The sequence below is a fragment of the Winogradskyella sp. HB-48 genome (assembly GCF_049942685.1).
Taxonomy (GTDB): domain Bacteria; phylum Bacteroidota; class Bacteroidia; order Flavobacteriales; family Flavobacteriaceae; genus Winogradskyella.
The window spans coordinates 3,231,255-3,256,078 of sequence record NZ_CP187934.1 but is presented as its reverse complement, the minus strand read 5'-3'; the positions used below and the strand labels follow the sequence as shown (position 1 = coordinate 3,256,078).

Sequence of the window (24,824 nt, the reverse complement as noted above, 5' to 3'; positions counted from 1 at the left end):
TCTTTTAGTTAGATTTTATATTGTTAGTTAGATTAGCAAAAAAAAAGAGAATAAGGATTCTCTTAGCGTTTTTGAACATGACAAATATGTGAACAAAATATTAAAAAAAAAAATCAATTCTTATTGAATTTTAAGAAATTTTTCCTCATGTTTAAAATCCTTTAAAACTACAAATTTTTATTTAAAAACCAGTCTAAATTTTGAATTATAACGTAACAGAAATACGAGTCCGCTATGGAGAGACAGACCAGATGGGTGTTGTGTACCATGCTAATTATGCTGTTTATTTTGAGGTGGGTAGAACTGAGTGGTTACGAGAGTTTGGTCTTAGCTACAGTGCCATGGAAGCAGAGGGTATAATGCTTCCTGTAATTTCATTACATATAAATTACAAAAATTCAGCACGTTATGATGATGTGCTTAAAGTAAAAACTAAGTTAAAAAAAATGCCTACTGCCTCAATAGAGTTTGATTATGAATTGAGAGATAACAAAGACGAATTGTTGGCTACTGGTAACACAATTTTAGCATTTATAGACGCAAAACGAAATAAGCCTACAAGATGCCCAAAATATCTTTTAGACAAACTGCAAAATTATTCGTTATAATTCATCTATTTCAACACCATAAAATTGATTAAATAACTCAAATATTTTTGAAGCGTTACCTTTTCTGACAGATATTTCCAACAAACAATTAAGCTTTAATGTTTGTTTGGATATTTCTATCTGATTTTCTTTAAGTATTCTCATCACTTTACTCATGTTTTTGTATTCAAATTTGATTATGAAATACTTATTAATTGTTTTTTCAATAATGTCTGATGCTTCTAAAGCAAATTGAGCACCAGTTTTATAAGCATTGATTAATCCACCAACACCAAGTTTTACGCCGCCATAATATCTAACGACTATGACAAGCACATTTGTTAACTCAAACGATTGGATTTGTCCGTAAATTGGCATTCCGGCTGAATTGTTTGGCTCACCATCGTCATTTGCTCTGTAGGTTATTGTTTCTGAGCCTAGTTGATATGCATAACACCAATGTCTTGCTGAGTGGTGTTCTTTTTTAACTTCTTCTAAGAAAGTTTTTATTTGATCTTCATCTTCAACAGGAAAGGCATAGCCAATAAATTTACTGCCTTTATCTTTAAATAATTCACCAATAGCAGATTCGGAAATGGTTCTGTATGTGTCTTCAGTCAACATTATAAGGTTACTAATATTATAGAAATTAAGGCCAAGCCAATACCAACCCAATTTTTAAAAGAAATTACTTCTTTGAAAATTAATAAACCAGTTAAACAAGATACAGCAACAATAGCAACATTATTAATGGTGAACACAGTAGAAGTCTCAAAGCCTTCTACTCGCAATGCTTTTAATAAAAAATACATTGAACAATAATTTACCAATCCTAAAGCAAAACCAAACGGAATCGCTTTTGTTTTAAATTTATGTTTGGCTTTTACAGATTTCATAATCACTAATACCAGCCCAATTGTTCCAGCACTAGCAAAAATAATGGCTAAAAATAGAGGCATATTATCCTCTGGTGCAAAATGATTAACAGTGGTGTCAATAATACCAGAACCTAAGAACAAAATAACAGGCAAATAAATAGCTCTAGTAAGTACTGTATTGGATTTTGGTTTAATAGAGGTCAGGTAAACGGCAAAAAGTGCTAGAACAATACCAGTTATTTTCTTAATACCTATACTTTCTTTGTAAACTAAAATGCCAAATAGAATTGGAATTATAACACTCATTTTACTTGCAACAGAAGCAACTGATAATCCGTTTTTTTGAGCTGTAAGTGCCATGACATTAAAGATGCTTATAAACAAAAAGCCTAAAGCAAGAGCGACATAAAACCAAGACTCATTGATTAAACTAAAAGCATTAACTTTTTTGTCATAAAGTAAAACCCCACAAGAGCTTGCTGTAATGTAATTAAATACAATAGCTTGAAGCGTATTTACATTGTACTTGTTAAAGAGTTTGAATAGTACAAAAATAGCCGTAGAGGATAGAACGCTTAGTAAAAGAAAAATCAAAATAAAGTGTTATTAAGATTGAACAAATTGATGACATCTTCGCGCGTTTCATCAATATTCCAGACATTAATTCCTAAAGACAACGCCATATCTGTATTTTCCTTTGTGTCGTCTATGAAAAAACACGATTCAGGCTTTAGGTTATTGCTCTCTAAAACAAAATCGAATATATCTCGATTGGGTTTTCTTAGGTGAATTTCCTGAGATAAATAGAATTGATTAAAACAATTTTTAAAGTCTTCATAAAAGCCTACGTTGGTTTTTATGAAATCTATGTGCATATCATTTGTATTACTCAATAATATGAGCTTAAACTGATTCTCTTTTGCTAATTGCTGAATGAATTCCAATCGGTATTTAGGAAAATCTTTCAAAATGAAATTCCATGCTTCAATGATTTGGTGCGTTTCCAAGTAAGGAAACTTCGATTTATAAAAGTAAATAAACTCTTCGGTTGAAATTTTACCAACTTCATAAAGTAAATTGGTATTAAGCATATCCTCTTCGAAGTGGTCTGTCTTAAACAAGTTAAGCGCATTTTTCATGGCTCCTTGTTTGTCTAAATTGATAAACACATCACCAAAGTCAAAAATTAGCGTATCAATCATTCTTGTAGATTTTTAAACAATCGTCAAATATATTTTGCTCTGAAATTAATCTGGCTTTTTTTAGAATAGGTGCTTTAACGCCTTCTTTAAATTCGGTTTTACCAATGAACACTCTTGCCTCATCCCATAAATTTTCATCTATAAAGGTTTGGAGTGTTTTAGCACCACCTTCAATAATCACAGAATTTATATTTTGCTGATGTAAGACACTACAAATTTGAGAAGCCAAATGCTGATTGAAATTCAACTCTGAGTTGGTAAGTTTTATAGTTTTTGCAGATGCATTGAAGACCGTATAAATGTTATTGAGTTTGTTGGTTTTGTCTAAAATAATTCTCATAGGATTTTCACCTTCATAATCTCTAACGGTAAGGCTTGGGTTATCTTCAATCACTGTATTGGTGCCAACTAAAATAGCTTGCTCTTCAGCACGCCATTTATGCACCAATTGTCTGGAGTAAGTGTTTGTAATCCAAACAGGTTTTTGTTCATCTTTTGATAAAGGTGCAATAAAACCATCTTGTGTTTCTGCCCATTTCAAAATAATAAAAGGTCGTTTTTTATTATGAAATGTAAAAAAACGTTTTAAATGGTCTTTGCATTCTTTTTCCAAAACACCAACTATAACATTGCAACCATGTGCTTTTAATTTGGCGATGCCTTTGCCTGCAACTTCAGGGTTATCATCTTTACAGCCTATAACCACATTTGGAATATTATATTTTATGATTAAATCGCTACAAGGTGGAGTTTTGCCGAAATGACTGCATGGTTCTAAAAGAACGTAAATGGTGCTTTTTGTGAGTAGCGATTTGTCTTTAACAGCATTTATGGCGTTTACTTCGGCATGCGGTCCGCCATAAGGGCTAGTGTAACCTTCACCTATAATTTTATTATTGTGAACAATTATGGCACCAACCATAGGATTAGGTCTCGTGGTTCCAAGTCCATTCTTGGCAATTTGTAGACAGCGTTTTATGTAAAATTCGTGGGTTAGCAATTAGAGTTTAATTTTTATGTCTTCGGTTTTATCCACTTTATAACTAGAAGAGTAGCCCAAAACTTTATACTTAATATCACCTTTGTATTGCACTTTTATTTTTTTTGAAAGTAGACTTCCCAAAAATCCGCTGAGGTTACTTTTATCAATGATACTGTCCGTTGCTACAGAAACCGTTAGCGGAATTTTAAATGTATTCTTAGAAGGCACTTCAAATTCCTTAGAGTTAAATATGGCTATTTCCTTGTCGTTTACAAAGACTTTTAAGGCATCTGTCTGTAAGGTACCTCCAAGGTCGTTAGGATTTGAAAATTCGGCATCTGCGCTTATGGTAATGTTCTCAATATTGGAATCTAAGACCTTAAAATTATCAATTCCAATAAACTGAGGTTTTTCTCTAAAAGTACAGTTAAAAACAAGTGAACAAATCACCAAAATGAATACAATGCTTTTCTTCATAGAAAGGTAATAATAACTATCTTCATACCGTAAAATTAGTCAGTATTAAAGTTTTAATTAAGTTGGGTAAAGATACCATAGTTATTCGAGAAATAGAACTAAAGGACAATCCTAAAATTGCTAAAGCTATACGGAGCGTTTTAATAGAAATGGGAGTTCCTAAAGTTGGCACTGCTTACGAAGATGTGTCCTTAGATTGCATGACTGAGACTTACAGTAAGCCCAAAGCCAAATATTTTGTTTTGGCAAAAGGTGCGGAGATTCTCGGCGGTGCAGGTATAGCCCCTTTAGACAATTATGAAGGCAATGTTTGCGAGTTGCAAAAAATGTATTTTTTATCAGAGGCTAGAGGAAAAGGGTTGGGGATTGCCATGATGAATACTTGCCTAAATTTTGCAAAAATATCAGGTTATGAAAGTTGTTATTTAGAAACTATGCCTTATATGAATGATGCCAGAAAGTTATATCAGAAGGTAGGATTTGAATATATTGACAAGCCTATGGGTAATACGGGTCATTATTCTTGTACGGTTTGGATGCTCAAAACGCTCTAAGATTGAAAGCAAAAGATATTAAGTACATATTTCACCAGGAGTTAGATGCTATATATGGCAGGGATGAAGTATCAAACTTTTTTTACCTCAGTATAGAGCACCACCTCAATATAGCTAAAATACAATTACAATTAGAGCCGGAATTTACCTTAACTAAGAATGAAACAGATGTTTTCTTTTCAATTCTAGAAGACTTAAAACAGCAAAAACCAATTCAATATATTTTAGGTGAAACTGAATTTTATGGTTTGACTTTTAAGGTTAATGAGAATGTTTTAATACCTAGACCCGAAACTGAAGAACTTGTGGATTGGATCATTAAAGATTCAAAATTTAAAGTCCAAAGTTCTACTTCCTTCAATATTTTAGATGTCGGAACAGGTTCGGGCTGTATAGCTGTTGCTTTGGCAAAACATTTGCCCAATGCAAAGGTTTATGCTTTAGATATTTCAAAAAAAGCTTTAAGCATTGCAAAAGAGAATGCTGATAGAAATGGAGTTCGAGTTGAGTTTATTAGAGCTGATATTTTAGAGTCTTCACTTATGGATTATAGAGCTGTAGGACAGATGGGCTTTTTTGATATAATCGTATCCAATCCACCATATGTACGTGAGCTAGAAAAGCAAGAAATAAGACCAAATGTTCTAGAAAACGAACCGCATTTAGCGCTATTTGTAGACAACGGAAACCCATTAGTTTTTTATAAAGCTATTTCCGATTTTGCTGTTGATAAGTTGAAGTCTAATGGCTCACTATATTTTGAAATTAACCAGTATCTTGGTCAAGAAACAAAGCAACTTTTGGTTGATACTGAGTTTAAAGCTGTTGAGTTAAGAAAGGACTTAAACCTAAATGACAGAATGATAAAAGGAATAAAAACTTAATATGAAAAGTATATCAGTTTTTTGTGGCAGTAGTGAAGGAAATGATAATGAAATTATTACTACAGCTTATACTTTAGGTAAGGAATTTGCTCAAAAAAGCATAACGCTTGTTTATGGTGCAGCCAAGATTGGCATTATGGGAAAAGTGGCTGAAGGTGTCATGGAAAATGGAGGTAAAACCATTGGAATTATTCCAGCTTTTCTTGAAACCAAAGAAATTGTAAATACTGAACTTACCGAGCTTATAGTAACTCAAAACATGCACGATCGTAAAGTGAAGATGTACGAAAAAAGTGATGGTTTTATCATTATTCCTGGTGGATTTGGCACTATGGATGAGTTTTTTGAGATAACAACTTGGGGACAACTAGGATTGCACACCAAACCTATAGGTATTTTAAACATCAATGGTTATTATGATGCCTTAATTGCACAGTGTGAGATTATGGTGCAGAGAGGGTTTTTAAAACAAGAAAATTTAGATGCTGTGGTTGTGGATACGACCATTGAGGGCTTATTTGATAAATTGAATAACTACAAGCCATTACCTACACCTAAATGGTTAAATAAAGAAAGATTATAGAATGGATGTAAAATCTAAGATTGAATCTCTAAGAGACGAGTTACGTCAGCACAATTATAACTACTACATACTCGATAATCCTACCATTAGCGATTACGAGTTTGATATGAAGTTGAAAGAACTTCAGGCTTTAGAAGAGGCACATCCAGAATTCCATGATGAAAATTCACCATCAAAACGCGTTGGTGGGACCATTACTAAAAATTTTAATACGGTTGTTCACGATTTCAGGATGTATTCTTTAGACAATTCGTATTCTAAAGAAGATTTAATGGATTGGGAAAAGCGCATCAAAAAAATGATTGAAGGTAAAGTTCAGTATACCTGTGAACTTAAATATGATGGTGCCTCAATGAATCTCACCTATGAAAACGGAAAATTAGTAAGAGCGGTTACTAGAGGTGATGGAGTACAAGGTGATGACGTAACGGCTAATGTAAAAACCATCAATACAGTACCACTTCAACTCAAAGGAGATTATCCTGAGCGCTTTGACATAAGAGGCGAAATTGTGCTTCCTATTGAAGGATTTCTAAAAATGAATGAAGAGCGTATTGCTAATGAAGAAGAACCCTATCGAAATCCCAGAAATACAGCATCGGGAAGTTTGAAATTACAAGACAGTTCAGAAGTCGCCAAACGACCTTTAGAGTGTCTGTTGTATAGTATAAAAGGAAATAGTCTCAATATTTCAACACAGTTTGAAGGTTTAGAAAAAGCCAGAGCTTGGGGTTTTAAGGTGCCTAAGGAGGCTAAATTGGTAAATTCTATAGATGAGGTATTAGACTATGTGAATTATTGGGAAAAGAATAGGTTTAGTTTGCCCTATGAGATAGATGGTGTGGTTGTCAAAGTCAACAGTTTGTATCAGCAAGAGGAATTGGGTTATACAGCAAAAGCCCCACGATGGGCCATGGCTTATAAATTTAAGGCAGAGCAGGTTTCAACCCGGCTTAACGAAATTACTTATCAGGTTGGACGTACTGGAGCTATTACACCTGTTGCCAATTTAGAGCCAGTGCAATTAGCAGGTACTATTGTAAAGCGCGCGTCTTTACATAATGCTGATCAGATTGAAAAATTAGACATTAGAGAAGGGGATGTCGTTTTTGTTGAGAAAGGAGGTGAAATCATTCCAAAAATAATTGCAGTGGATTTTACAAAACGACCAAAAGATTCCGAACCTACAATTTACATAACCCATTGTCCTGAATGTCAAACAGCACTTGTAAGACCAGAAGGTGAAGCCAAGCATTATTGTCCTAACTATAATGGTTGTCCACCACAGATTATAGGTCGTATTCAGCATTACATATCAAGAAAAGCTATGGATATTGAAGGGCTTGGAGGTGAAACCGTAGCACTTTTGGTTAATGAAGGTTTGATCTCGAATTATGCAGACTTGTATGATTTAACGGTAGATCAAGTTATACCGTTAGAGCGTATGGCAGAGAAGAGTGCAGAGAATTTAGTAAAAGGTATTGAGGCCTCAAAACAGATTCCGTTTGAGCGTGTTTTGTTTGCACTTGGCATTAGGTATGTTGGTGAAACCGTTGCAAAAAAGTTAGCTAAACATTATAAATCTATTGATGCCCTAATGTTTGCGTCTACAATGGATTTGGTTAATGTAGATGAAATAGGTGATCGAATCGCAGAGAGTGTTGTGGAATTCTTTTCTTCTGAAGAAAATAAAACTATCATAGAGCGTTTAAAGGCGTATGGTGTTCAATTGGAAATTTCAGCTGAAAAGTTAGCCAATCTAACCGATAAGTTAAAAGGACAGGCTTTTGTAGTCTCAGGTGTATTTGAATCCATTTCTAGGAACGACCTTAAAAAGTTAATTGAAGATAATGGTGGTAAAGTATCATCTTCAATATCTTCTAAAACTAGTTATGTAGTAGCTGGTGATAATATGGGTCCTAGCAAGCGTGCAAAGGCTGAAAATTTAGGTATAGCTATTATTTCTGAACAAGAGTTTTTATTGTTTTTGAAATAAATTCTTACAATAAATTTAGCTTTTTATCGATAAAAAGTATTTTTTTATCGTTTAATTGTAATTTTTTTATATATTCGCTTCATTAATAAGGGATTAATTAATGTTAGTAAATAAAATCTTAAAAGTACTGCTATTGCTTTTAGGCGGCGTTTTCATAATGCTCCAAGGTCTTGCGCATGAAGTTGAAGGTGCTGCCGTTAGTGCTTTAATGCTTGTTCTGTTGACCACTTTATATTGTGGTTGGACAACTGACAAGTCTAGGCTTTTCTTTTGGTTTTTAGTAACTTTTACATTTGGACACCTTTTAAGCTATGCTGCGTGGTATGTGCCATTAATAGAGGAAGGAGAAATAGATTATTACTATTATGGCTCTAATATCCTTTTTATTACTGCATACTTGTTTTTAATTATCAAAGTTTTGTCTTTAATTAATCTAAAAAGAGTTTTTAAAGAGTTATCAATACCTATTATAATTCTCTTTGTGCTAGATGTATTTTGTGTAGTCATAGTCACAGATGCTACTGATGGAAGGCTATCAACATATGAATATATTTTAGAGTTTGTCTATAATGGGGTTATCATGGCATTATTATCTGTCGCCTTAATTGACTACATGTATAGGAATGACAATAAGTCTATGTTGTTTTTATTAGGCTCTATATGTGTTGTATTTTCAGAAATAATACAATTAGCCTATTACTATATTTTAGAAGATAAAAACTTAGGATTTATATATTCGTTTTTCTTGGTTGTGGCTTTTATATTTTTCTATCTACAATCACAAAATAAATATACTGGACCTCAGCCTACATATTTAGATATGGACGGGCAGCTAGAAGCTTAATTTCTTGCCTATAATTGGGATGTTTTTCCTGTAATAATAAAGTATTATTGCACTTAATAAAAAAGTGATTATTGCTGTAAAAAACAATACGCCTCCATCTCCGTTTACTTCAATTCCCAACTGAGTTAAATGCATTATTATAGCACCACCAATAAGACCTATTGTTAAAAATGCTCCCGCCCAAATAGTTTTTGGGATTAATAATAAGATTCCTGCAATTAATTCTAAAACACCAATTCCTATTCGTCCGTAAGGTTCTAATCCCACGGTTTCAAAAATGTAAACACTATCTGGATGTGCGGTAAACTTAAAACGAAGCGTTTGAATTAGTATAATAGCTACAGTAATTCTTAGTACTAAAATAATTTTGTTAGATTTCATATTTTTTGGGTTAGTTGAAATCTTAGACGTAACAATCTTAGTAACTTACAAAAAACACTAAACTATTATTGTAGTACTATCTGAATAAAGAGGTTTTCCTTGTTCAAAATAAAAGTCTATTTTACCTAAATACAATCCGTAAGCACCAACCTGATTAACAAGTACATTTTTACCTTCACTATTTTGTGTTATGGTAGGTTTTGGTAAGAATGTATGTGTGTGCCCACCTATAATTAGGTCGATATCTTTTGTTGACTTAGCAAGTATTAAATCGCATACACGATCTGGGTGTTTCTCATAGTAATAGCCAATGTGAGAGAGACAAATCACTAAGTCGCAAGACTCTTCTTCTTTTAAAATACGAGACATATCCTGGGCAACCTCAATAGGATTATGATAAACAGTTTCTTTGTACATTTTTTTATCAACTAGTCCCTCAAGTTGAATGCCTAAACCAAATACACCAATTCTCACACCATCTTTTACGAGAACTTTGTAGGGTTTCACATGAGTGTCCATTACAGTATTTGAAAAATCATAATTTGCCGAAACAAATTCAAACTTAGCATGTGGTAGTTGGGCATAGAGTCCATCTATACCATTGTCAAAATCATGATTGCCAATGGTTGCCAAATCATAATTGAGCATACTCATTAGTTTAAACTCTAATTCACCACCATAATAATTAAAATAAGGAGTGCCTTGAAAGATGTCACCAGCATCTAGCAGTAAAGTATTAGGATTTTCTTTTCTAATATTTTCTACCAAGATGGCACGTCTTGCAATACCGCCTTTATTGGCATTTCTTTTATCGTTTGGACCAAATGGGTCTATATGGCTATGAACATCATTAGTGTGCAGAATTGTAATGTGTTTTCTGTTTGAAGTACAAGATTGTAAGTTTAATGCCCCTAAACCAACCAAAGCTGTTGCTGCGGTTGTTTGCTGTATAAAATCTCTTCTTTTCATTAGTTTGCTTATAACTTTGTGAAACGATTGTCAATTTTAGGATTAATGGTATCATTCTTTTTAAAATAATCAATTAACACGTTTCTAATTTTATAGTCTAGCGTGTACAAACTATCGTTAGGTTGAAAGAACGTCATACGATCTCCACCATTATATAAATAATCGTTTGTAGCAACATAATATGTTTCATTTTCTAAAACTGGTTTACCATTAACAAGTGCTTTTTTAATTGTAAAATCTTTGCCTAATACTAATTCAACCTGTTTTGAAACAGGGTGCGCGCGTTTAGCTTTAGAAAGATAATCGAACAGCTCATTGATTTGCTTTCCTTTTAAAGCTACAACCACTACAGAATTTTCAAAAGGCATTACTTCGTAAGCAGTTCTGGTAGTGATGTTGCCTTGTGAAATTATAGCTCTAATGCCACCATGATTAAGTAATACAAAATCAATATTTTTCCCAGTACGTTTATTAAAAATAGGATTGCTTTCGCTAAATACAGCGTCAGCCATTAAGTTGCCAATGGCAGTATTTAATTCTCCATCAGTTTTTGAATACGTTTCAGGTGCGTAGGAAATTACACTGTCAAGATTCTTATTTACATTATCTCTGTAAGGTGAAATAAACTCTTCAATCTCTTTATTGGCAGGAATACTATCATTAATTTCAATACGACTACCTTCAATTCTGTTTGACATTTCTTTGCAGGAATATGCAAGGCCCAAAAAAAGAATTATTAAAAGTGATTTTTTAATCATTGTTTTAGTTGAAATAGTAATTAAAAAATGTTTGTGCTTTTGTTAAATTTGCACAAAGGCTAAAGATAAATGATTTTAAAAGCATTTAAGGAAAAATCAAATCAAAAATATGTAAACAAATTGTTGTCTGCTCGTAAAGCTGCTGTAAACAACAATAAAGTTAAGGTGATTGCGGTTTTACTAAATGCCAGTGAATTTCAAGATTTTGAAGTTTTTAGAAATTACTTTAAAGAGCTAAACTTAATATCTCCCAAGCACAAAATAGTTGCTTTTACAAAAGATGATAAGTATGAAGGAAGTCAATGGGAAACTTATTTTTCACCAAAGCATTTTGGATGGAAAGGAAAGATAAACAACATAGATTTACAAGCTTTCATAGATGAACCTTTTGATGTTTTGGTTAGTTATTATAAAAACGAAACACCAGAGTTAGATTTAATTACGGCAGCATCAAAAGCTAATTTAAAAGTTGGTCTCAGTAGAAAGGATGAACGTTTATATGATTTAATTATAGATATAAATCCAAAAGACATTAAAACATTTAAGAACGAATTAAAAAAATATCTAAACATTTTAAACAAATTATAATGACCAAATTTATAGGAACAGGAGTAGCGCTAATTACACCATTTAAAGCAGATTTAAGTATAGATTTTGAAGCGCTAGAGCGATTGGTAGAGCATAATATAAACAATGGCACTGAGTACTTGGTAATTAGTGGTACTACTGGAGAAAGTGTTACTGTTACTGCCGAAGAAAAGAAAGAACTCATAAAATTTATATCTAAAGTTAATAATGGAAGATTGCCTTTGGTCTTAGGAATCGGTGGAAATAATACAGCTTCAATTATTGACGAAATAAAGACTACAGATTTATCTACTATAGATGCTATTTTATCAGTATCTCCATACTACAGCAAGCCAACGCAAGAAGGAATATATCAGCATTTTAAAGCTATTGCTGAGGTGTCTCCAAAGCCAATAATTCTGTATAATGTACCAGGAAGGACATCGTCTAACATGTTGCCAGAAACAACCATAAGATTAGCCAAAGATTTTGAAAACATCATTGCGGTCAAAGAAGCTGGTAATAACGTTCATCAATATCTAGAATTATTAAGAACCAAACCAGAAGATTTCTTAGTCTTATCTGGTGATGATGATTTAGCATTAGGTGTTGCATTAGCTGGTGGTTCGGGTGTAATTTCGGTTATTGGTCAGGCATTGCCAAAAGAATTCTCTGAGATGATTCGTATGGGAATTGCTGGTAAAGCTAAGGAAGCCTACAAAGTTCACTTTGATTTGATGCCAATTACACGCTTAATTTTTTCAGAGAATAATCCTGCTGGAATAAAAGCGGTTTTAGAAGCACTTGAAATCTCTAAATCTCATGTGCGTTTACCGCTCGTAGAAGCAACGGATAAGCTCAAAAAAGATATTAGAAATGCTTTAATAGATTTAGGTAAAAGTTAAACTTACTTTAAATAGGATATAACAACTAAAACAACAATTATTTTAGCACATAATTTTTGTTTTTAAAATCCGTTAATAATGCGTAGTTTTGCATCCTGTTTAAAATTTATGAAGCAAGCCATTTACATACTTTTCGCAACTATTTTGTTAGTCTCCTGTAACGATTTTCAGAAAGCTTTAAAATCTGAAGACGTAGCAAAGAAATTTACGATGGCTGACGAATTGTACGAAGCTGGAAAGTGGAGTAAGTCTAAGAGACTCTTAGATCAAATACTTCCTAAGTACAGAGGAAAGCCACAGGCAGAGAAGTTAACATACATGCATGCTAACTGCTCTTACGAGATGGGAGATTATTACATTGCCAGTTATCATTTTGATAAGTTTACAGATATCTATCCACAAAGCGAAAAAGCTGAGGAGGCTGCTTTTAAGTCGGCAAAAGGGTATTACTTTAACTCACCTGTGTATTCAAAAGAGCAGAAAGAAACTGTTGAGGCTATTGAGAAATTGCAGTTATTTGTTAATCAATATCCAAACTCTCAATACTTGTCCGAAGCAAATACTTTAGTTAGGGAATTGGATTTTAAACTAGAAAAGAAGGCATTTGAAATAGCAAAGCAATACGATTTAATTACAGATTATAAAGCATCTGTAAAATCTTTTAATAACTTTTTATTAGATTTTCCAGGATCATCATTACGCGAAGATGCTTTATACTATAGACTTCATGCAGAATATAATTTAGCTATATTGAGCATAGAAAGCTTAAAAGAAGAACGTATAAATATTGCATTAAATTACTATGAAGCTTTTGTAAAAGCATTTCCAAATTCTGAATACAACGAAGAAGCTTCAGAATGGAAAAATAAGTTAAACGAAGAGTTAAGTACATTAAAAACTAAAAGTTAATCATTATAACGATGGATTTAAAAAAGACAGATGCACCTGTATCAACAGTAACATACAACAGAAATGAAGTTGATGCTGCAACAGATAATATTTATGAAGCAATTTCTGTTATCTCTAAGCGTGCTGAGCAAATCAACACAGACATAAGACGTGAGTTAATAGACAAACTTGAGGAGTTTGCAACTTACAACGATAGTTTAGAAGAAATTTTTGAAAACAAAGAGCAAATTGAAGTTTCTAAGTTTTACGAAAAATTACCAAAGCCACATGCTTTAGCTGTAAAAGAGTGGTTAGATGGTAAGATTTACCACAGAAATACTGAGGATACTCAACAATAACCCTTAGATGTCTATTCTAAGAGACAAAAATATTTTATTAGGCATTACGGCAGGTATTGCCGCATATAAATCTGCTAGTTTAGTCAGATTATTCATTAAAGCAGGCGCTAACGTTAAAGTTGTTATGACGCCTGCTTCTAAAGATTTTATAACTCCACTTACGCTTTCAACCTTATCTAAGAATCCAGTGTATTCATCTTTTGTTGACGAAGATGATAATAATGAGGTTTGGAATAATCATGTAGAATTAGGGTTGTGGGCAGACTATTTTGTTATTGCACCAGCGACAGCAAATACAATGGCTAAAATGGCTAATGGTGTTTGTGATAATATTCTATTAGCCACATATCTTTCTGCTAAGTGTCCTGTCTATTTTGCTCCGGCAATGGATTTGGATATGTATAAGCATGAGTCTACAAAAACGTCTTTTGAAAAATTAACGTCTTATGGCAATAAAATGATACCGGCAGGTACTGGCGAATTAGCTAGTGGTTTGGTTGGTGAAGGTCGTATGGCAGAGCCAGAAGATATCGTAAGTTTTATTGAAAAGGATGTTTTAAGCCAATTGCAATTGTATGGTAAAAAAGTGCTTATCACTGCTGGTCCAACTTACGAAGCGTTAGATCCTGTGCGATTTATTGGGAATCATTCTAGTGGGAAAATGGGTTTTGAAATTGCAAAAGCAGCAGCAAATCTTGGTGCTGAGGTTGTTTTGGTTTCTGGACCAACGCATCAAACCATTACGCATAGTCTAGTATCTGTAAAACCAGTTGTTAGTGCAGAGGAGATGTATGATGAAGTTCACAAACATTTTCAAAGTGTTGATATAGCTATACTTTCTGCAGCTGTAGCAGATTACAAGCCAAAAAATGTAGCAGACCAAAAAATAAAAAAGAAGGATGCTACGTTTAGTATAGAGTTAGAAAAAACAAAAGATATTCTAAAATCGCTAGGTGAGGTAAAGAAGCATCAGTTTTTAGTTGGGTTTGCATTAGAAACCAATAACGAATTAGAAAATGCCAAAGGAAAACTAAAGTCTAAAAATTTAGATTTAATCGTTCTCAATTCTTTACAAGATAAAGGAGCTGGTTTTGGAGTATCAACAAATAAAGTTACATTTATAACACCGTCTAACAATGTTGTTGAGAATTCACTTAAATCCAAAACCGAAGTTGCCGAAGATTTAATGCAACAGATACTAAAACAACTAAATGCGTAGATTATTAGTTTTATTAGCCTTTTTATGTTCAACTGTTGTTTTTTCGCAAGAGTTGAATTGTACCGTTAATGTTATAGCTCAACAAACAGGAAACGATAATAATGTTGTTTTTAAAACATTAGAAAAACAGCTAAATGAGTTTATAAACAACACCAAATGGACAGAAACAAACTTCAGCGCAGAAGAGCGCATTAATTGTAGTATGGTTATTAATGTAACTGGCTATGAGAATGATAGTTTTAGTGCCACTTTGCAAGTATCTTCATCAAGACCGGTTTTTAACTCTACTTACAGTTCGCCTGTCTACAATTATAATGATAAAGACTTCAATTTTCAGTATATAGAGTACCAGAATTTAGTATTTAATCCATTGCAGTTTGAATCTAATTTGGTTTCAGTACTTTCTTTCCATGTGTTTATGATTTTAGGAATGGATGCTGATTCTTTTGCATTAAATGGTGGTGATGAATATTTTGCTCAAGCACAAACCATAGCAAATTATTCTCAACAGTTAAATGGACAAGGTTGGAAGCTAGAGGATGGTTTGCAATCGCGTTTTGCTTTAATCGATAATTTACTTTCTCCTACATTTAAAGAAATAAGAACCACCATGTATAATTATCATATACAAGGCATGGATGTTATGGCAGAAGATACCAAAAAAGGGAAGTCTGAGATTGTATCGACAATATCAGAATTACAAAACATACATAGAAGACGACCAAATTCATATGTATTGCGTGTCTTTTTTGATGCGAAATCAGATGAAATCATGGATGTGCTTTCCGGTGGACCAAGTGTCAATATTGTAGAAGCTGTTGATATTCTCAATAAAATTGCGCCAATGCATTCTCAAAAATGGAGAAATATAAAGTTTTAGTTTTCTGTTTATTTTTTTGAATCGTCATTCTCAACTTGATTCAGAATCTATATTTTTGTAAAAACAAATTATAGATTTTTGCTAACCTCTCTTTACATAAAAAATTATGCCCTAATTGATGAGCTCAATGTGCAGTTTAATAATGGGTTAACCATAATAACTGGCGAAACTGGCGCAGGAAAATCCATATTGCTAGGTGGACTGTCTTTGGTGTTAGGTAAGCGTGCGGATCTCAGCCAAGTTAAGGATAATGACGAAAAATGTATTATAGAGGCTAGCTTTGATATTGCTAATTATAATCTAAGGCCTCTTTTCTCAGAACTAGATTTGGATTATGAGGTACAAACTATCATAAGACGTGAAATTTTACCATCTGGCAAATCCCGTGCTTTTGTAAATGATACACCAGCAACTTTAGAAAGTTTGACTGAGTTGAGTTCATACCTTATAGATATTCATTCGCAACATCAAACACAACAGCTTATTGAAAACGATTATCAGTTTAGGGTTATAGATGCTCTTGCAAATACTAAAGAAAACTTAGAGTTGTTTTCCACTAAATTATTAGCCTATAAAGCTTTACAAAAAGCTCTACAAGTTTTAATAGAGTCTAGAGCAGAACTAATAAAAGAGTACGATTACAATCTCTTTTTAATGAATGAGTTGAATGAAATAAAGCTAGAGTCAATTAATCTTGAAGATTTAGAAGAGCAGTACGAACAACTCAATAATGTTGAAGTAATAGGCGAGAAGCTTGCAAATGCAAAAGCTATTCTTAGTCTAGAAGAACAAGGTGTTATAGATCAATTAAATACGCTAAAACAAGAACTGAATAAGATTTCAGGTTTTGGAAAGGCTTATGAGGCTATTGCTGAACGTATTGCAAGCGTTCATATAGAGTTAGATGATTTGTTAGTAGAATTGGACGATTTAGAAGATGTACTGTCAACAGATCCGCAAGAATTAGAGCGTATAAATTCTAAGCTTCAAATTATAAATAACCTATTTCAGAAACATTCTGTTTCTCAGATTGAAGATTTGATTTCTATTAAAAATGATTTGGAATCTAAAGTATCAGATACTGAAGGTTTAGACGATGCTATAAAGGAAAAGGAAAACGAGATATCCAATCTAAAAAATGAACTTGATAAAATAGCATTGGAAATCAGCAAAAAGCGAAAAGCAGTATTGCCTACTTTAACTCAAAAACTTGAAAAAGTATTGTCTGATTTGGGTATGCCAAATGCTAAGTTTAAAATTGAATTAAAAGAAGTAGATCGTTTCTTGCCAAACGGAAAAGACAGTTTGCAATTTCTGTTTATGGCTAATAAAGGCTCTAGTTATAACGAATTAAAGAAATCCGCATCAGGTGGTGAGTTGTCTAGAATCATGTTAGCAATTAAATCTATATTATCTGAATACATTCAATTGCCATCTATCATGTTTGATGAGATTGATACTGGAGTTTCTGGAGAAATTTCAAATAAAATGGGAGATATAATGAAGCAGATGAGCAGTAGAATGCAAGTTTTTTCGATTACCCATTTACCGCAAATTGCAGCAAAAGGAAATTCGCATTTCAAAGTATTTAAAATAGATACAGACAACACAACTCAAACACAATTAAAACGATTGGGTGAAGAAGAACGAATTGTTGAAATTGCGCAAATGTTAGGAGGAGTAGATATTACAGAATCTGCTATGGCGCATGCTAAGCAATTGTTGAATTAATAGTATATTTACGGCATTAAACTGACTAAAATAATACACTATGTATAACTTACTAAAAGGAAAAAAAGGAATCATTTTTGGGGCTCTAGACGAAAATTCTATAGCATGGAAAACAGCAGAACGCGTACATGAAGAAGGAGGCGAATTTGTGCTGACTAACGCACCTGTTGCTATGCGTATGGGACAAATAAATGCTTTGGCAGAAAAAACAGGTTCGCAAATTATTCCAGCAGATGCAACTTCAGAAGAAGACTTAAAAAACCTTGTTGAAAAATCAATGGAGATTTTAGGTGGTAAATTAGATTTTGTATTGCATTCTATAGGTATGTCTATCAACGTTAGGAAAGGAAAACACTACACTGATCAAAATTATGATTGGACTCAAAAAGGAACTGATGTTTCGGCAATGTCTTTCCATAAGGTTATGCAAACACTTTATAAAGCAGATGCTATGAACGAATGGGGAAGTATTGTTGCTTTAACATATATGGCAGCACAGCGTGTATTTCCAGATTATAATGATATGGCTGACAATAAAGCATACTTAGAGAGTATAGCACGTAGCTTTGGATATTTCTTTGGTAGAGATAAAAAAGTACGTGTAAATACAATTTCACAATCACCAACTCCTACAACGGCAGGTAGTGGTGTTAAAGGGTTTGATGGTTTCATTTCTTATGCTGAAAAGATGTCTCCATTAGGTAATGCAACTGCTATGGATTGTGCAAATTATACAGTTACCCTGTTTAGTGATTTAACACGTCGCGTTACACTTCAAAATTTGTATAATGATGGTGGGTTTAGTAATATGGGAGTAAGTGATGCTGTTATGGAGATTTTCATAAAAGAATAGGGCAAAATAAATATATAATTTAATAATTGAAGCGCATACTTAAAAAAGTTGCGCTTTTTTTGTTAAATAGTAGCGAATCTCATATTTTGGTAAAGCTATTTTATTCGTCAGTTTTAAAATATGTTTTGCAGGTTATGAGAAGAGTGTGGATTTGGACTTTAATAATATTTAATTTTACTACGGCACAGATTTCTTTTACAGAAAGTTCACAACAATTGGGTGTATCAGCTAGTTGTGGCTATACATTTTTGGGTAATGGTATTAGTTTTTATGACTATGATAATGACGGTTGGGATGATATTTCAATAGCATCTGCTAATGGAGATCCTATATATTTTTTTAAAAACATCAACGGGAACTTTGTGGCTCATAATATTAATGTTGTTACCGATAATCTTAGTGCCAAACAAATTAACTGGGTTGATATTGACAATGATGGGGATAATGATCTGTTTATAACCAGTGTTAATTCTGGTGTAAAACTTTATGAGAATTTAGGTAACATGATAATGCAAGATATCTCCGAATCTTCTGGAATGTTGCAAGATCAATTTCCTTACTATGGTGCCTCATGGGGTGATTATAACAATGATGGATATTTAGATGTTTTTGTTAGTATTAGAGATAATGTTATTCCAAATATTTTGTATAAGAATAATGGAGACAAGACATTTACATTAGCTAATTTTGAGGCAGACTTGCTCAGTACGGGCTACATGTCGTTTTGTTCAGCTTTTTTAGATTATGATAATGATGGAGATCAAGATATCTATGTGTCAAACGATAAGTATACCAATCGCAACTTAATGTACAAGAACAATGGTGATGGTACCTTTACCGAGGTTGCTCAAGAAACAGGTACCGATATTAGTATAGATGCCATGACTGTTACAGTGGGCGATGTCAATAAAGATGGATGGTTAGATATGTACATTACTAACGACCCTAATGATAGCGTACTATTTATTAATAATGGAGATGGTACTTTTACCGATATGGCACAATCTTACAACGTAACCTTTAACAGTACTGGTTGGAGTGCTGTTTTTTTAGATGCGGATAATGACAAAGATTTGGATTTGTATGTCAGTGGTGAAAATAATGGAAGCATAACTAGTCAGTTATCTTCAGCATTTTACAGAAACAACAATGATGGAACTTTTAATTTAAATAACGCAGCTATACCCAATGATTTTGCATATAGTTACGGAAATGCAGTAGGCGATAGTGACAATGATGGTTATCCAGAAATAGCTGTCAATAATATAAGTCATAGCAATATATTTCTATGGAAAAACAACACGCCAAACATCAACAATTGGCTAAAAGTTAAACTAGAAGGTATCATAAGCAACAGACAAGGTATAGGATCTTTCATTGAAATTTCTATTGATGGTGAAAAGCAATATGGATATACACATTGTGGTGAAGGTTATCTTTCCCAGAGTTCTCAAACTGAATTCTTTGGAACCGAGCACCATACCATAGTTGATTATGTTAAGGTAACTTGGCTCAGTGGAATTGAAGATGTTTTATATAATGTGCCTGTTAATCAAACTTTAAATATTGTTGAAGGCTCAACTTTATCGCTAATGGAATATGGACAAGAACCAAAAATTAAGTATAATAATCCTGTTGAAAATATTCTTAATTTAAATTCGTCTGTTTTTGTAAGTAGCTATAAAGTTTTTGATACTTTAGGAAAGGAAATTTTGAATGGAAAACCAAATAAAGAAGATATCACTATAGACTTCAGTAATCTCCACCAAGGTATTTATTATTGCGAATTAAAGTTTGAAGATTCTTTAAGCAAAGTCATTAAATTAATAAAAAAGTAGTTGTCTGTATATGAGACCAGCATTAAGATTATTAATCTTTGTCATATTCATTTTAAGTCCACAAGTTTATAACTCTCAAATAAACTTTCAAAATCAGGCATCTGCCAGAGGTGTTGGTGATTCATGTGGGGATATGAATTTTGGTGGAGGTATATCTTTCTATGACTACAACAAAGATGGTTGGGACGATATCACTTTGGCTACCGAAGATTTTCAAGACCTGATAATCTACAAGAATACATCAAGTGGATTCTTTATTCCAGAAACAAACCTCATACCAAATAATACTTTTCAACAAAGACAACCGGTTTGGGTTGATTATGATAATGACGGTGACTACGATTTGTATATTACCAGTGATACGGACGGCAATAGGCTTTATCAAAACGACAATAATTCGTTAACAGATGTAACGAGCATATCTGGTTTACCTATGCCAAACCTATTTACTTTTGGTGCTTCTTGGGGCGATTACAATAATGATGGTTTTTTGGATGTATTTATAAGTAATAGAGATGTTAATTTTCAAATTCCAAATTACTTATTTAAAAATAATGGGGATGGAACTTTTACCAATGTTAGTATATCTGCTGGAATTGGTTTAGGTAGCCATTTATCTTTTTGTTCTGCTTTTTTTGATTATGACAATGATGGTTGGCAAGATATATATGTTGCAAATGATAAGACACAAACACAAAACTTGTTATATCATAATAATGGTGATGGCACTTTTACTGAAGTAGGAGAGTCTTCGGGCACTAATATAGCTATAGATGCTATGAGTACAACCATTGGTGATTACAATAATGATGGCTGGTTTGATATTTACATAACCAACGGAATAGAAGGTAATGTTTTGTTTCAGAATGATGGAGATGGTACTTTTACGGATATGGCTTTGGTTTCAGGGACTACTTTTAACAGTGCGGCTTGGGGTTCGGTTTTTTTAGATGCAGAAAACGATGGTGATTTAGATCTTTATGTTAGTAGCGAATTTGATGGTACAGTGCCTGGACTTTTATCTTCAGCTTTCTATGAAAATCAAACTAATAATACGTTTACTTTACTAAACAATGGTAGCTTTATTAATGATAATCTCGAAAGTTATGCTAATGCCATAGGCGATATAGATAATGATGGTTATCCTGAGATAGTGGTTAGTAACTCTAATAATGATGATTTGTTTCTTTGGAAAAATCTTACTCCTAATTCTAACAATTGGTTAAAGGTAAAACTTGAAGGTACAACAAGTAATAAGCAAGGAATAGGATCTACAATTGAAATTAGTGTCAACGGACAAAAGCAGTATAGGTATACACTTTGTGGTGAGGGTTATTTGGGGCAAAATAGTGCATATGAGTTTTTTGGCATAGGTTCTAATACAATTATTGATTATGTAAAGGTTTCTTGGTTAAGTGGTATGGAAGATATCTTATACAATGTAAATCCAAACCAAACGCTTTCAATTACTGAAGGATCTAATCCTTTAAATCTTCAAGATTTTGATGATTTTTATGTTAATATTTATCCTAACCCTACAAGTGATTATTTATATTTTAATACTAATGACATAAATGATATTTTTTACGAAATTATAGATATTAGTGGCAGGATAATCATGCAGGGAAAAATAGATGACTCAGAATATTTAGACGTTAAAAATTTATCATCAGGACATTATATTTTTAAAGTCCAAAACAATAATAAAAACTTTATAAAAAGGTTTATCAAAAACTAAGTTTTCTTCAATAAAAATGTTAAAACATCGCATGTAATTGAGCGATGTTTTTTGTTTTTCATCGATTAGTAAATAATGTAAGAGTGTATTGTAAAATATTAATATATTTTTAACATATTACTAACTTAAAATTTATGTTTATATGAAAAAAATTACAATTAATGTTTTTGTAATGATCTTTATGCTAGGCACGTTTGCGGGTGTTTCACAGACACTTAACCAACCAGCAAACTGGCCAAATGCAGCTTGGACATTATCAGGGTCGTATACACCAGCTGGTCTATTGGCTGATCCTACCAATGCTGATGCTACATTTACTTTTGATGATGATGGGGCAGGAAATGGTTCTGCAGATACCATTGAAGCCACCTCACCAGTAATAGATTTAACTGCAGCAAGTGGAGCAGGTGAAACTTGGATTACCATTAGTGGAGCTTTTACTTATTATCCACTTGGTGGAGATGTTTTAGCTATTGAAGTTTATGATGCCGATGCTATGACATGGTCACAACTTTACCAATTTGTAGGTAATACAACAACTGTTGCAAATTATCAAAATTGTACGATTTCTGAAGCTTATACAACTCCTGTGTTAGACATCTCTGGGTTTACTGCAACACAGTTGTCAGGGTTTCAATATCGTGTTTCTTACGATGATTTAGGCGGCTGGCAGTATGGATGGTGTATAGAATCACCAACGATTACTTCTGCTGCACCACCTACTTGTATTGAGCCAACAATGCTTACTTTAGGCGCAGTTACTGATGTAGAGGCTATTGTTTCATGGACTAATGATCCTGGTGCAACATTAGGAGTAGAATATGAGTTTGGTGCTTCTGGCTTTGCACCTGGTACTGGAGCGTCTATTGCTGCAGGAGGTGGTATTGGTACTTCTGCAACCTCAGGTACAACCCTTATGCCAGAAACGGCTTATGATTTCTATGTAAGATCTAATTGTGATACCAATGGTTTTAGCAACTGGGCAGGTCCGGTGTCATTTACTACAACTTGTGCTGCAATAGCTGCACCTTACAATGAAGATTTCGAAACTTTTACGGTTTCACCTGCAGCATTTAGTTCTGAAAATTGTTGGACAGGCTCAAACACAGGCGGTAGCTATTTCTGGGAATCAGCAGCGGGAACTGACACATCTTCAGGAGGTACAGGGCCTTCACCTACAATAACTACTGGTAATTATTTCTTTACAGAATCTTCAGGATCAAGTGCTGGAGATATTGCTGAATTAGTTTCACCTTTAATAGATTTAACAACATTAACTACACCAGCATTATTGTTTAACTACCATATGTTTGGTGGTCAAATAGGTACTTTAGAAATTTTAGTTAACAATACCGACAGTGTATGGTCACTTTCTGGTGAGCAGCAAGCCAGTGATATAGCTCCTTGGGAATTAGCGGTTGTAGATTTAACTACATACTCTGGTCAATCTATTACTGTAACAATAAGAGCAACAGGTGCTGGTTCTTTTGAAGGGGATATTGCAATAGATAACGTATCGTTTGGTGAGTTGCCATCTTGTCCAGCACCTAATGCGTTAACTGCAACAAATATTACGGATACAACTGCAGACTTAGGATGGACAGAAAATGGTTCTGCTACTGCATGGGATGTAGAGCTTGGTCTTGATGGATTTGCACCAACTGGTACACCAACAGCAGCTGGCGTTCCTAATCCATATACAGCTATGGGCTTAACAGAAAATACAGCATATGATTTTTATGTACGTGCAGACTGTGGTTCAGCATGGGTTGGTCCATTCTCTTTTACAACATTAGAAACATGTCCTACACCTTCTGCTTTAACTGCAACAAATATTACGGAAACATCTGCTGATTTAGGTTGGACTGAAAATGGTGCCGCGACTTCTTGGAATATTGAACTTGTAGACATTACTGCTGGTGGTACTGTTACTGGTACACCTACAGCTACTGGTGTTACAAATCCATATATGGCTATGGGCTTATCAGGGGATAATTCATATCAGTATTACGTACAAGCAGATTGTGGTGTAGATGGAGTTTCTGCGTGGGCAGGTCCATTTTCATTTAACACACCATACGTTGCTGTACCACCAGATTGTACAAATGGTATCTTTTTAGATTCAGGCGGACAAAGTGGTAACTATTCAAATAGTGAAAACATAACCTATACTATTTGTCCTGACAGCCCAGGTGATGTTGTAACCGTTGAATTCATATCTTTTAATACTGAGAATAATGGTGCTTCGGCTTGTTATGATGGTCTAACAGTTTATGATGGTGCTGATACCGCCGCACCAACTATAAATCCTCCTGGTGGTGGAACCATTTGGTGTTGGGATAGAAATGATGCAACTCCAGCAGGTACAGGAGACTTACAGGGTATGATGATCACCTCAACTGATCCATCAGGTTGTGTCACTTTTGTATTTACTTCTGACAGTTCTGTAGTTAGATCAGGTTGGGTAGCTAATGTACTATGTAACCCATTAAGTATTGACAATTTAGAAGATGCTGCTGCATTTACTTACTATCCAAACCCAGTACAAAATACATTAACATTAAACGCTCAAAACACTATTGAGAATGTTGCAATGTATAATATGCTAGGTCAAGAAGTATTAATAGCTACACCAAATGCTGTTAATAGTGAATTGGATATGTCTAACTTACAAGATGGTACTTACTTTGTAAAAGTAACTATTGCTAATACTACTAAAACAATAAGAGTAGTTAAGAACTAATTTAGACT

Annotated in this window: 25 protein-coding genes; 17 read left to right on the top strand and 8 right to left on the bottom strand. The window is 33.5% G+C overall.

Annotation, left to right across the window (positions count from 1 at the left end):
• The first annotated feature begins 200 nt into the window (after window positions 1-200).
• A complete protein-coding gene (locus tag ACPX19_RS14610; RefSeq protein ID WP_426430771.1) occupies window positions 201-608 on the top strand; it encodes an acyl-CoA thioesterase in 408 nt (135 codons plus the stop codon).
• Here ACPX19_RS14610 and ACPX19_RS14605 read toward each other — a convergent pair.
• The 5 genes from ACPX19_RS14605 to ACPX19_RS14585 are packed head-to-tail and all read right to left on the bottom strand — an operon-like array spanning window position 603 to window position 4,126.
• The gene (locus ACPX19_RS14605; RefSeq protein ID WP_426430770.1) at window positions 603-1,211 is read right to left on the bottom strand and encodes an IMPACT family protein; all 609 of its coding nucleotides are present in this window, start codon (window positions 1,209-1,211) and stop codon (window positions 603-605) included. The two genes, ACPX19_RS14610 and ACPX19_RS14605, sit on opposite strands and share 6 nt — an antisense overlap.
• Window positions 1,211-2,059 (bottom strand): EamA family transporter, encoded by an 849-nt coding sequence (locus tag ACPX19_RS14600; RefSeq protein WP_426430769.1) that lies wholly within the window; start codon window positions 2,057-2,059, stop codon window positions 1,211-1,213. Before ACPX19_RS14600 ends, ACPX19_RS14605 begins: the two co-directional genes overlap by 1 nt.
• Window positions 2,056-2,667 (bottom strand): HAD-IA family hydrolase, encoded by a 612-nt coding sequence (locus tag ACPX19_RS14595; protein WP_426430768.1) that lies wholly within the window; start codon window positions 2,665-2,667, stop codon window positions 2,056-2,058. The genes ACPX19_RS14600 and ACPX19_RS14595 overlap by 4 nt, the downstream gene beginning before the upstream one ends.
• Window positions 2,660-3,667 carry a bifunctional diaminohydroxyphosphoribosylaminopyrimidine deaminase/5-amino-6-(5-phosphoribosylamino)uracil reductase RibD gene (ribD, locus tag ACPX19_RS14590; RefSeq protein WP_426430767.1) on the bottom strand — a complete coding sequence of 336 codons (1,008 nt, stop codon included), beginning with the start codon at window positions 3,665-3,667 and terminating at the stop codon, window positions 2,660-2,662. Before ribD ends, ACPX19_RS14595 begins: the two co-directional genes overlap by 8 nt.
• Window positions 3,668-4,126, bottom strand: a complete 459-nt coding sequence (locus ACPX19_RS14585; protein WP_426430766.1) for an LEA type 2 family protein — start codon at window positions 4,124-4,126, stop codon at window positions 3,668-3,670.
• A gap of 62 nt (window positions 4,127-4,188) precedes the next feature.
• On the opposite strand from ACPX19_RS14585, the gene ACPX19_RS14580 reads away from it, so the two are divergent.
• From ACPX19_RS14580 to ACPX19_RS14560, 5 genes are all read left to right on the top strand, one after another.
• Window positions 4,189-4,680: a GNAT family N-acetyltransferase gene (locus ACPX19_RS14580; protein ID WP_426430765.1), complete on the top strand. Its 492-nt coding sequence runs from the start codon at window positions 4,189-4,191 to the stop codon at window positions 4,678-4,680.
• Between the two features lie 2 nt (window positions 4,681-4,682).
• The gene (gene prmC / locus ACPX19_RS14575; protein WP_426430764.1) at window positions 4,683-5,564 is read left to right on the top strand and encodes a peptide chain release factor N(5)-glutamine methyltransferase; all 882 of its coding nucleotides are present in this window, start codon (window positions 4,683-4,685) and stop codon (window positions 5,562-5,564) included.
• 1 nt (window position 5,565) lies between these two features.
• Window positions 5,566-6,147 (top strand): TIGR00730 family Rossman fold protein, encoded by a 582-nt coding sequence (locus ACPX19_RS14570; protein WP_426430763.1) that lies wholly within the window; start codon window positions 5,566-5,568, stop codon window positions 6,145-6,147.
• A gap of 1 nt (window position 6,148) precedes the next feature.
• Window positions 6,149-8,143: an NAD-dependent DNA ligase LigA gene (gene ligA / locus ACPX19_RS14565; protein ID WP_426430762.1), complete on the top strand. Its 1,995-nt coding sequence runs from the start codon at window positions 6,149-6,151 to the stop codon at window positions 8,141-8,143.
• A 100-nt stretch (window positions 8,144-8,243) separates the two neighbouring features.
• Window positions 8,244-8,987: a hypothetical protein gene (locus tag ACPX19_RS14560; RefSeq protein WP_426430761.1), complete on the top strand. Its 744-nt coding sequence runs from the start codon at window positions 8,244-8,246 to the stop codon at window positions 8,985-8,987.
• On the opposite strand, the gene ACPX19_RS14555 is transcribed toward ACPX19_RS14560, so the two are convergent.
• The 3 genes from ACPX19_RS14555 to ACPX19_RS14545 are packed head-to-tail and all read right to left on the bottom strand — an operon-like array spanning window position 8,976 to window position 11,035.
• Window positions 8,976-9,368, bottom strand: a complete 393-nt coding sequence (locus ACPX19_RS14555) for a DoxX family protein (RefSeq protein WP_426430760.1) — start codon at window positions 9,366-9,368, stop codon at window positions 8,976-8,978. The two genes, ACPX19_RS14560 and ACPX19_RS14555, sit on opposite strands and share 12 nt — an antisense overlap.
• 57 nt (window positions 9,369-9,425) lie before the next feature.
• Entirely contained in the window at window positions 9,426-10,337 is a 912-nt protein-coding gene (locus tag ACPX19_RS14550; protein ID WP_426430759.1) for a bifunctional metallophosphatase/5'-nucleotidase, read from the bottom strand.
• Window positions 10,338-10,345: 8 nt separating this feature from the next.
• The gene (locus ACPX19_RS14545; RefSeq protein ID WP_426430758.1) at window positions 10,346-11,035 is read right to left on the bottom strand and encodes a 5'-nucleotidase C-terminal domain-containing protein; all 690 of its coding nucleotides are present in this window, start codon (window positions 11,033-11,035) and stop codon (window positions 10,346-10,348) included.
• Between the two features lie 129 nt (window positions 11,036-11,164).
• Between ACPX19_RS14545 and ACPX19_RS14540 the strand changes: the two genes are divergently transcribed.
• The 11 genes from ACPX19_RS14540 to ACPX19_RS14490 all read left to right on the top strand — a co-directional run bounded on the left by ACPX19_RS14540 (window position 11,165) and on the right by ACPX19_RS14490 (window position 24,816).
• The gene (locus tag ACPX19_RS14540) at window positions 11,165-11,683 is read left to right on the top strand and encodes a DUF6913 domain-containing protein (RefSeq protein WP_426430757.1); all 519 of its coding nucleotides are present in this window, start codon (window positions 11,165-11,167) and stop codon (window positions 11,681-11,683) included.
• Window positions 11,683-12,567, top strand: a complete 885-nt coding sequence (dapA, locus tag ACPX19_RS14535; protein ID WP_426430756.1) for a 4-hydroxy-tetrahydrodipicolinate synthase — start codon at window positions 11,683-11,685, stop codon at window positions 12,565-12,567. The genes ACPX19_RS14540 and dapA overlap by 1 nt, the downstream gene beginning before the upstream one ends.
• A gap of 108 nt (window positions 12,568-12,675) precedes the next feature.
• Window positions 12,676-13,476 carry an outer membrane protein assembly factor BamD gene (locus ACPX19_RS14530; RefSeq protein WP_426430755.1) on the top strand — a complete coding sequence of 267 codons (801 nt, stop codon included), beginning with the start codon at window positions 12,676-12,678 and terminating at the stop codon, window positions 13,474-13,476.
• An 11-nt stretch (window positions 13,477-13,487) separates the two neighbouring features.
• Window positions 13,488-13,814, top strand: a complete 327-nt coding sequence (locus ACPX19_RS14525; protein WP_076616447.1) for a DNA-directed RNA polymerase subunit omega — start codon at window positions 13,488-13,490, stop codon at window positions 13,812-13,814.
• A gap of 7 nt (window positions 13,815-13,821) precedes the next feature.
• Window positions 13,822-15,033: a bifunctional phosphopantothenoylcysteine decarboxylase/phosphopantothenate--cysteine ligase CoaBC gene (coaBC, locus tag ACPX19_RS14520; RefSeq protein ID WP_426430754.1), complete on the top strand. Its 1,212-nt coding sequence runs from the start codon at window positions 13,822-13,824 to the stop codon at window positions 15,031-15,033.
• Window positions 15,026-15,913 (top strand): DUF4835 family protein, encoded by an 888-nt coding sequence (locus tag ACPX19_RS14515; protein ID WP_426430753.1) that lies wholly within the window; start codon window positions 15,026-15,028, stop codon window positions 15,911-15,913. The genes coaBC and ACPX19_RS14515 overlap by 8 nt, the downstream gene beginning before the upstream one ends.
• A gap of 78 nt (window positions 15,914-15,991) precedes the next feature.
• Entirely contained in the window at window positions 15,992-17,644 is a 1,653-nt protein-coding gene (recN, locus tag ACPX19_RS14510; RefSeq protein ID WP_426430752.1) for a DNA repair protein RecN, read from the top strand.
• A gap of 40 nt (window positions 17,645-17,684) precedes the next feature.
• Entirely contained in the window at window positions 17,685-18,497 is an 813-nt protein-coding gene (locus tag ACPX19_RS14505) for an enoyl-ACP reductase FabI (RefSeq protein WP_426430751.1), read from the top strand.
• Window positions 18,498-18,631: 134 nt separating this feature from the next.
• Complete coding sequence (locus ACPX19_RS14500) at window positions 18,632-20,335, top strand: FG-GAP-like repeat-containing protein (protein WP_426430750.1); 1,704 nt, start codon at window positions 18,632-18,634, stop codon at window positions 20,333-20,335.
• Between the two features lie 10 nt (window positions 20,336-20,345).
• Window positions 20,346-22,073 (top strand): FG-GAP-like repeat-containing protein, encoded by a 1,728-nt coding sequence (locus ACPX19_RS14495; protein WP_426430749.1) that lies wholly within the window; start codon window positions 20,346-20,348, stop codon window positions 22,071-22,073.
• Between the two features lie 142 nt (window positions 22,074-22,215).
• Window positions 22,216-24,816 carry a T9SS type A sorting domain-containing protein gene (locus ACPX19_RS14490; protein ID WP_426430748.1) on the top strand — a complete coding sequence of 867 codons (2,601 nt, stop codon included), beginning with the start codon at window positions 22,216-22,218 and terminating at the stop codon, window positions 24,814-24,816.
• Window positions 24,817-24,824: the final 8 nt, after the last annotated feature.